General features: G+C 69.6%; 13 protein-coding genes. 7 read left to right on the forward strand and 6 right to left on the reverse strand.

All coding sequences use genetic code 11. The annotated features are described in order from the left end of the window. Positions 1-62 precede the first annotated feature (62 nt). From cysK to BM396_RS32900, 5 genes are all read left to right on the forward strand, one after another. A complete protein-coding gene (cysK, locus tag BM396_RS22685) occupies positions 63-1037 on the forward strand; it encodes a cysteine synthase A (RefSeq protein ID WP_043346761.1) in 975 nt (324 codons plus the stop codon). A gap of 304 nt (positions 1038-1341) precedes the next feature. Further along, positions 1342-1839 (forward strand): hypothetical protein, encoded by a 498-nt coding sequence (locus BM396_RS22690; RefSeq protein WP_043382913.1) that lies wholly within the window; start codon positions 1342-1344, stop codon positions 1837-1839. A 91-nt stretch (positions 1840-1930) separates the two neighbouring features. Further along, positions 1931-2110, forward strand: a complete 180-nt coding sequence (locus BM396_RS22695; RefSeq protein WP_043382914.1) for a hypothetical protein — start codon at positions 1931-1933, stop codon at positions 2108-2110. Continuing rightward, on the forward strand, positions 2110-2424 hold the full coding sequence (locus BM396_RS22700) for a hypothetical protein (RefSeq protein WP_043382916.1): 315 nt from the start codon (positions 2110-2112) through the stop codon (positions 2422-2424). The genes BM396_RS22695 and BM396_RS22700 overlap by 1 nt, the downstream gene beginning before the upstream one ends. Next, positions 2421-2579: a hypothetical protein gene (locus BM396_RS32900; protein ID WP_164706369.1), complete on the forward strand. Its 159-nt coding sequence runs from the start codon at positions 2421-2423 to the stop codon at positions 2577-2579. Before BM396_RS22700 ends, BM396_RS32900 begins: the two co-directional genes overlap by 4 nt. 422 nt (positions 2580-3001) lie before the next feature. Here the strand turns inward: BM396_RS32900 and typA are convergent, their stop codons facing one another. After that, positions 3002-4825, reverse strand: a complete 1824-nt coding sequence (typA, locus tag BM396_RS22710) for a translational GTPase TypA (protein WP_043346753.1) — start codon at positions 4823-4825, stop codon at positions 3002-3004. A 429-nt stretch (positions 4826-5254) separates the two neighbouring features. Here typA and BM396_RS22715 point away from each other — a divergent pair, with 429 nt between their 5' ends. Both BM396_RS22715 and BM396_RS22720 read left to right on the forward strand, forming a co-directional pair. Then, the gene (locus tag BM396_RS22715) at positions 5255-7903 is read left to right on the forward strand and encodes an ABC transporter transmembrane domain-containing protein (RefSeq protein WP_043382920.1); all 2649 of its coding nucleotides are present in this window, start codon (positions 5255-5257) and stop codon (positions 7901-7903) included. Positions 7904-7980: 77 nt separating this feature from the next. Then, complete coding sequence (locus tag BM396_RS22720) at positions 7981-9417, forward strand: cytochrome P450 (protein WP_051976078.1); 1437 nt, start codon at positions 7981-7983, stop codon at positions 9415-9417. Here BM396_RS22720 and BM396_RS22725 read toward each other — a convergent pair. From BM396_RS22725 to minC (BM396_RS22745), 5 genes are all read right to left on the reverse strand, one after another. Further along, positions 9407-10291, reverse strand: coding sequence for an alpha/beta fold hydrolase (locus BM396_RS22725; protein ID WP_043382924.1), 885 nt, complete (start codon positions 10289-10291; stop codon positions 9407-9409). The two genes, BM396_RS22720 and BM396_RS22725, sit on opposite strands and share 11 nt — an antisense overlap. A 168-nt stretch (positions 10292-10459) precedes the next feature. Further along, complete coding sequence (minE, locus tag BM396_RS22730) at positions 10460-10801, reverse strand: cell division topological specificity factor MinE (protein WP_043346685.1); 342 nt, start codon at positions 10799-10801, stop codon at positions 10460-10462. Further along, positions 10798-11613: a septum site-determining protein MinD gene (minD, locus tag BM396_RS22735; RefSeq protein ID WP_043346690.1), complete on the reverse strand. Its 816-nt coding sequence runs from the start codon at positions 11611-11613 to the stop codon at positions 10798-10800. The genes minE and minD overlap by 4 nt, the downstream gene beginning before the upstream one ends. A gap of 13 nt (positions 11614-11626) precedes the next feature. Next, on the reverse strand, positions 11627-12355 hold the full coding sequence (gene minC / locus BM396_RS22740) for a septum site-determining protein MinC (protein ID WP_043382925.1): 729 nt from the start codon (positions 12353-12355) through the stop codon (positions 11627-11629). Positions 12356-12553: 198 nt separating this feature from the next. Further along, positions 12554-13318 carry a septum site-determining protein MinC gene (minC, locus tag BM396_RS22745; RefSeq protein WP_081948672.1) on the reverse strand — a complete coding sequence of 255 codons (765 nt, stop codon included), beginning with the start codon at positions 13316-13318 and terminating at the stop codon, positions 12554-12556. Between the last annotated feature and the right edge of the window lie 91 nt (positions 13319-13409).

A 13409-nucleotide genomic window follows, 5' to 3' on the forward strand; every position in this document is an offset into this window, starting at 1 on the left:
TGGCGCGGCCCGTCCCGGACCCGAGATCTGTCAGATCCTTCAACACGCGCAGGAGTTCCCCGATGGCCGATACCATCAACGCACCGGCGAAGGTCGGCCACGGCCGGGTCTACGGCTCGATCACCGAGACGATCGGCAACACCCCGCTGGTGCGCCTCAACCGGCTGCCCAAGGAGCACGGGGTCGATGCCGAGATCCTGCTCAAGCTCGAATTCTTCAACCCGATCGCCAGCGTCAAGGACCGCATCGGCGTCAACATGATCGACGCGCTGGAGGCCTCCGGCAAGCTCCAGCCTGGCGGCACGCTGGTCGAGCCGACCTCGGGCAACACCGGTATCGCCCTCGCCTTCACGGCCGCCGCCCGCGGCTACCGGCTCATCCTGGTGATGCCCGAGACCATGTCGCTGGAGCGGCGCAAGATGCTCGCCTTCCTGGGAGCGGAGCTGGCGCTCACCCCCGGCGCACAAGGCATGAAGGGCGCGATCGCGAAGGCCGAGGAACTCCTGAAGGAGATCCCCGGTGCCGTGATGCCGCAGCAATTCTCGAACCCCGCCAACCCCGAGATTCACCGGAAGACCACCGCCGAGGAGATCTGGAGCGACACCGGCGGCCAGCTCGACGCGTTCGTGGCCGGCGTCGGCACCGGCGGCACCGTGACGGGTGTCGGCGAGGTGCTGAAGCCGCGCCTGCCGAACCTGAAGGTCTTCGCCGTGGAGCCGGAGGATTCCCCGGTGATCTCCGGCGGCCAGCCCGGCCCGCACAAGATCCAGGGCATCGGCGCCGGCTTCATTCCGGACAACCTTCACACCGACATCCTCGACGGCGTCCTGAAGGTCACCAATCAGGCCGCCTTCGAGACCGCCCGGGCCCTCGCCCGCTTGGAAGGCATCCCCGGCGGCATCTCCACCGGCGGCAACGTCGCCGCGGCGCTGGAGCTGGCCAAGCGGCCCGAATTCCAGGGCAAGCGCATCGTGACCGTCGCCTGCTCCTTCGCCGAGCGCTACATCTCGTCGGCCCTGTTCGACGGCATCGGTTAGGCGCTATCGGAGCGGCCCTCGGGCCGCTCCAACACGGGTGTCCCGGGAATCGCGCCGGCACCGTTCGGCGCGAGACATATACCCCACAGAGGCCGGATTTGGCGCACCGCCTGAGTGGGACCACCACACCAAGAGAACTCTCGAATAGTGAAACTGATCTTTGTAATATTCATTTCAGGCCATTTTGCCTATAAACACTACAAATCAATTGGTATAGTTCGCGCCGCTCCGAAAAGCGCCGCATCTGGATTCGGAAAAGCCTTTCCGGTAACGCCAGACCCGTCGATCGGGTGGCGATTCTCTGATGCGCGGTCTCCTTATTCTTATGCTCAGCCTCTGGGCTCAGGCCGCGCTCGCGCAGGGCTTCGCGCTGCATGACCTGACCAGGCTGGCCGAAGCTTCCAGAACCGCCCTCGGGCCGGAGGCCGCCGCGCAGGCCGCACCGCTTCATCTCGGCGTGAATTGTTCGTCCTGCAGGGGTGCGCCGACGATCGAGCTGCAGCTCGGGCGCCTGACCGACGGGACGGAAGAGCGGGTGCGCTCCGGCAGGACGTCCCTCGGCGCGCTCGAAACGCTCTGCGTTCGGCGGAACCCGGATTGCCGACTCTCGGCTCTGCCGGCCGGCCCGGCGATCGGCTGGCTGAGTGTCTACGCGCTGGAACGCGGTGCGGGCGCGACAGCCGTCATCCTCCGGGGTGGCGATCTGCTGACGATCGAGGCCCGCGCGGCGGATCGCGGGGCTGCCGAGGATTCCGTGCGCCGCCTGACTGAGGCCGTCCTGCCGCGGATCGTCGGCCCCTGACATTAGGGGACCGCCGGCGCTCGATCGCCTCGGCCCCCGCAACCCTCCTGCCCCGCCTCCGTTGTCCCTCGAAGAGGCAGCGAGGCGAGCCATGACAGAGCAGACCGGACAGACGTCGCGGGAAAGTCCTGAAACCGACAAGGCCAGTGAGATCGGGACCCCGCGCGAGCAGCTTGGCCAGATGGAAGACAAGGCCAGGAGCGGCACCGACCTTGGCGAAGCCATCGACCGTGCCACCGCCGCCGTCGGTCAGGACGACGGGAAGCGCTGATGAGCCGAGCGACGAGCGAGTCCGAGACGGTCACCCGCAAGCCCGACGACGCGGTCGGGTCGCGCGGAACCCCGCTGGCCGGGGGCGGTCACCAAACACCCGAGCAGGCGGCGATCACCGACATGGAATCCGGTGAAACGCCACGGAGCGAGCCGAAGGAGGGCTGGGGTTCGACCGGCGAGCCCGGACGCGCGCCGCCCGCCATCGGCGGTTCTTCCGGCGGCCATTCGGACCAGAAAGCCTCGCGGGGCCCGGCCGCGGACACCAAAGTCGCGGGCGGCCATTCACGCGCCGAGCAGGAGACCCAGGAATGACCGAGCGCCGCGAGACCGATCCGCAGCCGGAGAAGCCGAAGAACGTCGCCCCCGACGCGGTGAAGGACCCGAACGAGAAGACCGAGGGCAAGCCCGGCCTGGGCACGCCCTCCGGAGGCACGCAGAACGACGAGACCGATCCCGGCGGCAGCTGACGCGACAGAGCCGCACCGCGACGCGGTGCGGCTGCTCGCGGCTCAGGAGAGGCGGAGAGGGATCGGTCCGGCCGCCAGCGGCACGTCGCCGGGGCGGCAGCCGGTCTCGAGGCAGGCGTAGCGGATCGCATCCTGACGGCTGCGGAAGATGCCTCCGGCACGCCCACCAGCCTCCACGGCCACCCAATGCCCCTCGCCGTCTTGACCGACGAGATAGGAGGGCGGCGCAGAAGCGGCAGGCGGGAGCGACGGGATTGGATTCAACGCGACGGACATCGGTGTCACGGGGTTCACGCGGGCCTCTCGGGTCCGCCGCACCGAGGTATTGTCCCCGGCATAAGGGTTCGATGGGCCCGAGATCAGCCGGACATAAGGGCTGCATCAGCAACCGGGCCTGAGCGCCCGGTTGCCGGTCGTTCAGCTCAGGCGGCGTTTTCCTTGGAGCGCTCCGCCCGCTTGCGGTCGTTCGGGTCGAGGATCGCCTTACGCAGGCGGATCGACTTCGGCGTCACCTCGACGAGTTCGTCGTCCTGGATCCAGGCCAGCGAGCGCTCTAGGGTCATACGGATCGGCGGGGTGAGGCGCACGGCCTCGTCCTTCGACGTGGTGCGGATGTTGGTGAGCTTCTTGCCCTTGAGCACGTTCACCTCGAGGTCGTTCTCGCGGTTGTGCTCGCCGACGATCATGCCCTGGTAGACCTTCCAGCCCGGCTCGATCATCATCGGGCCGCGGTCCTCCAGATTCCACATGGCGTAGGCGACAGCCTCGCCCTGGTCGTTGGAGATCAGCACGCCGTTGCGCCGGCCCGGCATCTCGCCCTTGTAGGGCTCGTAGGCCTTGAACAGCCGGTTCATGATCGCGGTGCCGCGGGTGTCGGTGAGCAGCTCGCCCTGGTAGCCGATCAGGCCACGGGTCGGGGCGTGGAAGACGAGGCGCAGGCGATTGCCGCCCGACGGCCGCATCTCCAGCATCTCGGCCTTCCGCTCGGACATCTTCTGCACGACGACGCCGGAATGCTCCTCGTCGACGTCGATCACGACCTCCTCGATCGGCTCCAGGAGCCCGCCGGCCTCGTCGCGCTCGAACACGACGCGCGGCCGCGAGACGGCGATCTCGAAGCCCTCGCGGCGCATGGTCTCGATCAGGATCGAGAGCTGCAGCTCGCCGCGGCCCGAGACGTAGAACGAGTCCTTGTCGGCCGCCTCCTCGATCTTGAGCGTGACGTTGCCCTCGGCCTCCTTGAACAGGCGGTCGCGGATCATGCGGCTCGTGACCTTGTCGCCCTCGGTGCCCGCGAGCGGGCTGTCGTTGACGATGAACGACATCGTCACCGTCGGCGGATCGATCGGCTGCGCCTGGATCGGGGTGTCGACCTGCGGGTCGCAGAAGGTATCGGCCACGGTGCCCTTCATGAGGCCGGCGATCGACACGATGTCGCCCGCCTCGCCCACGTCGATGGGCGCACGCTCAAGGCCGCGGAAGGCGAGGATCTTCGACACGCGGCCGGTCTCGACCACCTTGCCGGTGCGGTCGAGGACCTTGATCGACTGGTTGGGCTTCACCGAGCCCGAAGCGATCCGGCCGGTGATGATCCGGCCGAGGAACGGGTTGGCCTCCAGCAGGGTGCCGAGCATCCGGAACGGCCCATCCTCGGTCTTGGCCGGCGGCACGTGCTTCAGCACGAGGTCGAACAGCGGCTCCAGGCCCACCGACGGGTCGGCCTCCGGGCTGTCGGCCATCCAGCCATTACGGCCCGACCCGTAGAGGATCGGGAAGTCGAGCTGTTCGTCGGTGGCGTCGAGGGCCGCGAACAGGTCGAACACCTCGTTCACCACCTCGTTGATCCGGGCGTCCGGCCGGTCGACCTTGTTGATCGCCACGATCGGACGCAGGCCGATCTTGAGCGCCTTGCCGACCACGAACTTGGTCTGCGGCATCGGCCCTTCGGCCGCATCCACCAGCACGATCACGCCGTCGACCATCGACAGGATACGCTCGACCTCGCCGCCGAAATCGGCGTGGCCGGGGGTGTCGACGATATTGACGCGGGTGTCCTTCCAGACGACCGACGTCGCCTTGGCGAGGATCGTGATGCCACGCTCCTTCTCGAGGTCGTTCGAGTCCATCGCCCGCTCCTCGACCCGCTGATTCTCGCGGAAGGTGCCGGACTGGGCCAGCAGCTTGTCGACGAGCGTCGTCTTGCCGTGGTCGACGTGAGCGATGATGGCGATGTTGCGCAGATTCATGGCGGCCCGAAACGGGTTGTGCCGGCTCCCTGGCGGCCGCGCGGCGCGGCCGTCCGCGCCGGTTCAGGTACGGAGTCGTGGTGGTTGCGTCGCAATATAAGGACGCGCGCTCTTGAGCAAGGCCGCTGACGTCATGGGCGCACCGCGCGGGCCGGATTGCTGGGGGCGGCTCCCGACTGCGGCACCGACGCCACGCCTGCGGCTGGGCCCGGCGCGAGCCGCCGTTGCAGGGCAGATCTGCATGCCCCCCGCATCGCAGGATACCCTATATGACGGCGCGATCACGCCGCGACCGGCGCGCCGCCGTCCGTATCGGGGTGTATTGGATGAAACCGGATCCCTCGGGTAGCGTATCGACCAGGGTCAAGCGTCCGACTGCGGCGATTCGGCCCTCGGGCCGCCAGGGCGGGCTTTCGTCGGAAGGACACGATGCGCGCGCTTGAGCCGCGGCTGTTCCCGTACATCTGGCGCTATTCGAAGGGCAATCAGCTCAGGATCTGCGCCGTCGTGCTGGCGTCGCTCCCGTTCTACTTCGCCTCCCTCGACCTGCCGAAGCGCATCGTCAACGACGCGATCACCGGCAAGGCCTACGCGCATGGCGAGGCGACCGCCCCATTCCTCGAACTCACCGTGGACTGGCCCGCGGCGCTCGGCGGCGGCACGACGCACCTGTTCGAGGGCTTCCAGCTCGACCGCTTCGAGCTGCTCCTGAGCCTGTCGAGCCTGTTCCTCGGCCTCGTCCTGATCAACGGCGCGTTCAAGTTCTGGATCAACCTGCAGAAGGGCATGCTCGGCGAGCGGATGCTGCGCCGCCTGCGCTTCCAGCTCTTCGCGCTGATGCTGCGCTTCTCGCCGGAGACGCAGCGGGAGGTGAAATCCTCCGAGACGGCGACGATCATTCGCGACGAGGTCGAGCCGATCGGCGCCTTCATCGGCGACGCCATCGTGGTGCCGGTGTTCCAGGGCTGCCAGGCCGCCACCGCGCTGGCCTTCATCATGATGCAGAACATCTGGCTCGGCATCGCGGCCGGCGGCATGGTCGCCGTGCAGATGATCGTGATTCCGCGGCTGCGACGGGAGATCATCCGCCTGAGCCGGCAGCGTCAGATCGCCTCCCGGGCCCTGGCCGGCCGCGTCGCCGAAGTGCTCGACGGGCTGCAGGCGGTGATGCTCAACGATACCGGCCGCTGGGAGCGGGCCGAGATCGGTGGACGGCTCTACGACCTCTACGACCTGCGGCTGAAAATCTACCGCCGCAAGTTCGCGGTAAAGTACCTTAACAACCTGCTCGCGCAGGTGACGCCGTTCCTGTTTTACGCGATCGGCGGGTACTTCGCCCTGAAGGGAGAGCTCGACATCGGCCAGCTCGTGGCGGTGCTCGCCGCCTATCGCGATCTGCCCCCGCCCCTCAAGGAGCTGATCGACTGGGATCAGCAGCGCCTCGACGTCGAGGTCAAGTACGAGACCGTGGCGGCCCATTTCGGCCCGCACCGCCTGCGGCCGGTGGAGCGCGAAGCCGAGCTTCCGCCGCCACGCCTCGGCAGCCCGCTGCGTCTCGAAGGCCTATCCCTGCGCGATCCGCAGGGGGGCGCCCCGATCGAGGTCGGCGACGCCGAGATCCGCCTGCCGGGGCGGCTTGCCCTGGTGCCGGCCGGCCCGGTGGCGCAGGAATTTGCCCGGGTCCTGGCCGGGCTGCAGCTACCGCCCGGGGGCACGATCCGGATCGGCGATCACGACCTGTCCACCCTGCCGCGACGGGATCACGCGCACCGCATCGCGTATGCCGGCATCCAACCCGTGCTGTTCCCGGGAACGCTGCGCGACAATGTCCTGTACGGGCTGCGCGTCCAGCCGCTGCGCACGCACATCCTCGATCTCAGCAAGACGCGGATCAACGAGGCGGTGAAGACCGGCAATCCCTGCGACAGCGTCGACGATCCCTGGATCGATTTCGGACGCCTCGGGGTTCGCGACGCCCTGGATCTCGACGAGCGTCTGCTCGACCTGCTCGGCCGGCTCGACCTCGGCGACGATCTCTACAGGTTCGGGCTCGGCGCCCTCAGTTCGGTGGCCCACGACACGCCGGTGGGCCAGCGGATGATCGCGGCGCGGGAGCACCTACGGGAGCATTTCGCCCAGAAGGGCCTCGCCGACCTCGTGATCCCGTTCGCCCGGGGCCGCTACAACGATCAGGCGACCGTGGCGGAGAACCTGCTGTTCGGCGTCCCCCGGGATACGTCGCTGACGGATCCGCGCCGTCTCGCCGGCGTGCCCATGTTCCGCGAGGCGCTGGAGAAGGTGAAGCTCCTCGACGAACTCGACCGGATGGGCGTCGCCATCGCCAGCAACCTGAAGGACATTTTCGCCGACGTGCCGCCGGGCCACCCGCTGTTCCGGCGGTTCTCGCTGATCACCCCGGACGCGCTGCCGGATTACCTGCGCCGCCTCGGTCGCCTGCCCGCGGCGGGGCGCCTCAGCGAAGCCGACAGCGTGGCCTTCCTGGCGCTGGCCCTGGCCTATGTCGAGCCGCGGATGCGCTTCGGCCTCCTCAATCAACCGCTGACCAAGCGGATCGTCGGCGCACGGGGTGTCGTGCAGGGCTTCATGCACGGCGACGACGGATACGACGTCGAATCCTACGATCCGAACCGGATCAACCCGCGCAGCACCGTGCTGGACAACCTGTTGTTCGGCCGCATCGACACGGTGCGGATGCACGGCGAGACGCTGATCCAGCGGGAAGCCCGCGCGGTGTTCCGGGAATTCGACCTGGAGCGGCCGATCCAGCGGCGCGGCCTCGAGAAGGAGGTCGGAAATCGCGGGCAGCTCCTGCCGGAGCGGGTCCGGGTGCGAATTGGCCTCGCCCGGGCGATCCTGCGCGAGCCGGAGATCCTCGTGGTCGACCGGGTGGACGAGCATCTGGAGCGCGGCGTCGGGACGCTGCTCGACGTGACGGAGGCCACCCTGCCCCGGGCCAGCCTGGTGGCCAGCCTCTCGACGGACTCGGATCCGGCCCGCTTCCCCGCGCGATTGGCGCTCGGAAGTGCCGAAACGCGCCTGCGGACGGCCGCGGAATGACGTAGGCGTGACCGGTCCGCGCGGCGTGCGGGCGGCGGTTTACAGGCTTGCCCGTCTTCGGCACAGGATGGCGCCACATGCCCATACTTTCGGACGCGAGCGCGAGACCGGACCGGACGACCCCGAGCCTTGCCGGCCTGCCGCGCGTGGTGCCGCCGCACCGTGCGCCACCGGAGCGGGAGCTGCCGCTCGCCGCCTACCTGCGCTCGATTCGCGACAACGCGCTGGAGGGGTTCCCCCGGCGCGCCTTCGAGGAGCCGGTCACCCGCCGTGGGCTTCTCGGACGGTCGAGCTTCGTCCTGAGCGACCCGGAGGCGATCCGCCGGGTTCTGGTCGAGAATCAGGCGAACTACGCCCGCACCACCGGAACGACCCGCATCCTGCGCCCGATCCTCGGCGACGGACTGCTGATCAGCGAGGGTTCGGCCTGGCGGCACCAGCGCCGGACGCTTGCGCCCGCCTTCACGCCACGGGCCATCGACGGGCTGGTGCCCCATATCGACGCCGCCGTGGCGGACGGGATGGATCGGATCGCCGCCGAGGCTGCGACGGGGCCGGTCGATCTGTTCACGTCGTTCTACAGGCTCGCCCTCGAGATCGCCGGTCGCGCCATGTTCTCGGTGGGCATGGACGAGCACGGCGCGGAGCTGCGCCGGTTCATCGCCGAATATGCCGAGCGGATGGGCCGGCCGCATCTCCTCGACATCGTGATCCCCCCGGGCTGGCCGGTGCCCCTCGACTGGTCCCGCGCGCGGTTCCGCCGCCGCTGGATCCCGTTCCTCGACCGGATCATCGCGGCGCGCCGGGACGCCGAGCGGGACAGGCCGCACGCGGGCGACCTCCTCGACCTGCTCGCGGCGGCGCGCAATCCGGATACGGGGGCCGCCTTCACCGCCGACGAATTGCGCGACCAGGTCGCCACCATGATCCTGGCCGGCCACGAGACCACGGCCGGCACGCTGTTCTGGGCGGCCTACCTGCTGGCCCTCGCCCCGGAGATGCAGGAGCGGGTCGCCGCCGAGGCGCGCAGCGCCGACCTGACCGATCCCACCGGCTGCCAGAGCGACGGGCGCCTGCCGCTCACCCGCGCGGTGATCGACGAGACGCTGCGCCTGTATCCCGCGGCGTTCGTGGTCGTCCGGCGGGCGCTCGGTCCCGATTCGGTTGCCGGGCATGCGGTGAAGGCGAGCGACATCGTCATGGTCAGCCCCTGGGTGCTCCATCGGCACCGGACGCTGTGGTCGGATCCGGACGCGTTCGATCCGGGCCGCTTCCTGCCGGGCGCCCCCGCGCCGCGGCGCTTCGCCTACCTGCCCTTCGGAGCAGGCCCCCGGGTCTGCATCGGCGCGCAGTTCGCCCTGAGCGAAGCCGTCCTGTCCCTGGCGCGTCTGCTGGCGCGATTCCGGCTCGTGCTCGACGAGCGCGAACCGGTCCTGCCCCAGGCGGTGGTGACGACGCAGCCGGACCGGCCGGCGCGATTCCGTCTGATCCCCCGGGATCCGGTCAGCCCTTGATCCCGGTGATCGTCGCCGAGATCGCCCGGGGATCGCGCATCGGCCAGCGGCCGCTCTCCACCTGCGCCAGAAATTCGTCGAGGAGTCGGTTGTAGGCATCCGGCTCCTCGACGGAGAGGGCGTGGCCGGTATTGGGCAGGACCGCGAGGGCCGCCGACGGGATCACCTGCTTCAGCATGAGGCTCGGGGCGAGGCAGGGCCAGTCCTCGTCGCCGGCGACGATCAGGGTTGGAACGGTCATGCGGCGCAAGGCGTCCGTGAGATCGTAGAGCGACGGGCGGCCCTTCTGCACGCCGGCCTGGGTGTTGGCCGAGCCGAGGGCCGAGTGTTCTGCGAGCATCCGCTTGAATTCGGCATGTCCGCGCGGATCCTTGGCCTCGAATTGCACCCGCGTCGGCCCGACGGCGTAGCGCTCGGCGAAAGCGGCCATGCCGTCACGACGCAGCATCGCCGCGGTGGCGTCGGCCTCGGCGCGGAACATCGCCTGCCGCTCGGGTTCGGCGCCGTAGCCACAGCCGCCGAGACAGAGCGACAGCGCGCGGTCGGGATGCCGGAGGCCGAAATGCAAAGTTGCGAAGGCGCCCATCGAGATGCCGGCGACATGGGCCTTCGGCGCGCCGAGATGGTCGAGGATGGCCAGGATGTCGTCGGCGGCACGCGCCTGCGAGTAGGCGGAGACGGCCTCCGGGACGTCGGAAGGCGGGTAGCCGCGGGCGTTGAACGCGATCGCGTGGTAGCGCCTTCCGAAATGGCGCAGTTGCGCCTCGTAGCTGCGATGGTCGCCGGCGAATTCATGCACGAAGATCAGCGGCGTACCCCGACCGCTCTCCTCGTAGTGGAGCCGGATCCCGTCATCCGTCGCGGCGCTCGGCATGGCTACCCTTTCACCAATCTCCCCCGAGATTTGCGACATGGTGCGACGGCGCGCCCGGTCGAGAGCCGAGGCCGCGGATCGACAGGGGACCGGCACGACGAAGCCGCACCCGGCGGGCCGGGCGCGGCTTGCGGTCTACCGTGCCGGCGGGGATGGTCCCCGCCCGGCTCAAGCGGCCTTCTTGGAGGAGGCCGGCTTGGCCGACCCCTTGTTGGCCGCGACCTCGGCGAGCTTGGCCGCCAGCTTGGCGTCGAGCTTGGCCGAGGCACCGAGCGGAAGCTCGATGTCGAGGCCGAGGGTCGAGACGCCCTCGCCGCGCTCCAGGGTGACCTTCACCTTGTCGGGCTCGACCGCGACATGGTTGGCGATCACCGCCAGGATCTCCTCCCGGAGCTGGATCACGAGGTCGGGGCGACCCGACTCCGCGCGCTCGTGGGCGAGGATCAGCTGCAGGCGGTCGCGGGCGACCGCGCCGGAGCTGCGCTTCTGGAACAGTCCGAGGATGCTCACGCCGCCCTCCGCATGAACAGCTTGTCGAGGAAGGACTTGCGCTCGACCGGCAGGCTCATCGGAACGGTCTCGCCCTTGAGACGGCGGGCCGCGTCGGCATAGGCCCGCGCCGGGGCGCAGAGCGGGTTGTTGAGGGTCACCGGGCAGCCGAGGTTCGAGGCGCGCAGCACCTCCTGGCTCTCCGGGATGATCGCGAGCAGCGGGATCGACAGGATGTCGAGCACGTCCTCGGTCTTGAGCATGTCGCCGCGGTCGGCCCGCATCGGGTCGTAGCGGGTGAGGATCAGGTGCTTCTCCATGTCCTCGCCCTTCTCCGCCTTGGCGGTCTTGGAATCGAGGAGGCCGATGATCCGGTCGGAGTCGCGCACCGAGGAGACCTCGGGGTTGGTCACGACCACCGCCACGTCGGCGTGGTGCATGGCGAGCTGGGCGCCGCGCTCGATGCCGGCCGGGGAGTCGCAGATGACCCAGTCGAACTTGTCGCGCAGCTCGTCCATCACCCGGGCGACGCCCGCGTCGGTGAGCGCGTCCTTGTCGCGGGTCTGGGAGGCCGGCAGCAGGTGCAGGGTCTCCAGCCGCTTGTCCTTGATGAGCGCCTGAGGGAGCTTGGCGTCGCCGTTGACCACGTTGATGAGGTCGTAGACGACCCGGCGCTCGGCGCCCATGACGAGGTCGAGGTTACGCAGGCCGACGTCGAAGTCGACGACGCACACGCTCTGCCCGCCCTGGGCGAGGGCCGCTCCGAGGGCTGCGGTCGTCGTCGTCTTGCCGACGCCGCCCTTGCCCGATGTGACGACGAGAACCTTTGCCACGCGTCGATCTCCCTTAATCCAGGCTTGCCATTCGGATGTTGCCGCCGTCGAGCCAGACCTGGGCGGCCTTGCCGCGCAGGGCCGTGCCCATGTCCTCCGCCGTCCGCACAAGGCGGTCGATCCCCAGCAACTCGGGTTCGAATTTGCGGCAGTAGATTCGTGCGCGCGGGTTGCGCGCGGCTCCGGCGATCGCGCGACCGCGCAGGGCGCCGTAGACGTGGATGGAACCACCGGCCAGGATCTCGGCCCCCGAGGAGACCGAACCCATCACGGTCACGTCGCCGGTGGGATTGATGACGCTTTGGCCGGAGCGGACCGAGCCCTCGACGGTGATCGAGGTGACCACCTGCGGCTCCGGCTCGGCCGGGACGCTCGGGATCTCGACCTTCTCGGACGGGTGTCCCTTGACGAGAAGCGGCGGCAGGCCGTCCAGGACCGTGTCGGCGCCCTCGATGCCCAGGACCGCGATGCCGCGGGCCTTGAGTTCGTTCATTAACATTTCGAGGGCGTCCGGCTCGGGCTTGAGCTGGGCGCAATCCAGGATGACGGCCCGGCCTTTCAGCAGGGTCGGCGAGCGCTTGAGCGCCGCGTCGAGGCCCGCGAGCCACTCGGGAAGCGGCGGCTCGGGGGAGAGGGCCAGGGCCTTGAAGGCCCGTCCGCGCAGGCTGAGCGGCCGGGGCGCGGAAGGAGCCGCCGCGGGGGCGGTCTCCGGATCGATCGGCTCGGGGTGGGTCTCGCTCATGTCCGCCCGTTAAGAGTCCTTACCGGACCATTGACGGCGGGTATGGTTACCGAAGGGTTAAGTTTCTGATCCGGTCGGCAAATTCTGCCGGGATCCTTGTATCGGAGCAGCGGAGGACGCTTTCACGGCTCGACCGCGAGCGGAGTCAGGCGCCCCGTCCTTCGACCGACGGCCCGAACGTCCGCGGGGAAACGCCGCTCAACCCCGCTCGAACAGGTTGAGCTTGATCGCATCCTCCAGCAGCCGCACCTCGACGGCCTGCCCTCTGAAGGCCGGGTCGAGGTCGTCCGCGGCGCGGTACAGGCCGTCGATCGCCACCAGCTCCGGCTCGAACCGGCGGCACCAGATCCGCGCCGTCGGGTTTCCGGCCGCGCCGGCGATCGCGCGGCCGCGCAGGGCGCCGTAGACGTGGATCGAGCCGCCGGCGATGACCTCGGCGCCCGAGGCGACGGCGCCCAGGACCGTGACGTCGCCCTCGAGATGCAGCACGGTCTGGCCGGAGCGCACGGGGGCGTCGAGGATCAGCGAGCGGGCCGTCTCCTTGGGCTGGGGCTCGGTCGCCGTGGACGCGTCCGAGGCGGATTCGTCCGGCGTGGCGACCTCGCCCGCGGGCCGGCCACCCGCGAGGGCCGGCGGGGCGCCCGCCCCCAGGAGCGACGGCGCCGCGCCCTCGATCCCCAGGACGGCGATGTTGCGCGCAGCCAGTTCGGCGAGCAGCCCGTCGAGATCCTCGCGGGTGAGCCGCAATCCGGACAGGTCGAGGATCACGGGCCGGCCGGCGAAGAAGTTCGGGGCGCGGCGATTGAGGGCGTCCAGGTCGCCGAACCACTCGGCCACCGGGGGTATCGGCGCCAGGACGGTGGCCATGAAGGAGCGGCCGCGGAAGCGGATCGGCGGGCGCGCCGGCTCGGATGTCGGCTGGGTCACGGGCGTGTTCGGTGTCACGGACAGGATCGTCCGCATCCATGGGACGGCGCCGCGCCGGGGGCAATCCCGCAATGCCCGCTGTGACGCCTTGGCGGGCCCGCAGGCGCGTTTCTGTTGTAGAGAGACC

Origin of the sequence: Methylobacterium sp. UNCCL125 (assembly GCF_900116795.1) — a bacterium.
In the GTDB taxonomy this organism is placed as follows: Bacteria; Pseudomonadota; Alphaproteobacteria; order Rhizobiales; family Beijerinckiaceae; genus Methylobacterium; species Methylobacterium fujisawaense.

Excerpts from the sequence above, each read along its gene's own strand:
- BM396_RS22725 (WP_043382924.1), bottom strand. The coding sequence starts at position 10,291 with ATGCCGAGCGCCGCGACGGATGACGGGATCCGGCTCCACTACGAGGAG.
- cysK (WP_043346761.1), top strand. The coding sequence starts at position 63 with ATGGCCGATACCATCAACGCACCGGCGAAGGTCGGCCACGGCCGGGTC.
- minC (WP_081948672.1), bottom strand. The coding sequence starts at position 13,318 with ATGCGGACGATCCTGTCCGTGACACCGAACACGCCCGTGACCCAGCCG.
- BM396_RS22695 (WP_043382914.1), top strand. The coding sequence starts at position 1,931 with ATGACAGAGCAGACCGGACAGACGTCGCGGGAAAGTCCTGAAACCGAC.
- minC (WP_043382925.1), bottom strand. The coding sequence starts at position 12,355 with ATGAGCGAGACCCACCCCGAGCCGATCGATCCGGAGACCGCCCCCGCG.
- BM396_RS22715 (WP_043382920.1), top strand. The coding sequence starts at position 5,255 with ATGCGCGCGCTTGAGCCGCGGCTGTTCCCGTACATCTGGCGCTATTCG.
- BM396_RS32900 (WP_164706369.1), top strand. The coding sequence starts at position 2,421 with ATGACCGAGCGCCGCGAGACCGATCCGCAGCCGGAGAAGCCGAAGAAC.
- BM396_RS22700 (WP_043382916.1), top strand. The coding sequence starts at position 2,110 with ATGAGCCGAGCGACGAGCGAGTCCGAGACGGTCACCCGCAAGCCCGAC.
- typA (WP_043346753.1), bottom strand. The coding sequence starts at position 4,825 with ATGAATCTGCGCAACATCGCCATCATCGCTCACGTCGACCACGGCAAG.
- BM396_RS22690 (WP_043382913.1), top strand. The coding sequence starts at position 1,342 with ATGCGCGGTCTCCTTATTCTTATGCTCAGCCTCTGGGCTCAGGCCGCG.
- BM396_RS22720 (WP_051976078.1), top strand. The coding sequence starts at position 7,981 with ATGCCCATACTTTCGGACGCGAGCGCGAGACCGGACCGGACGACCCCG.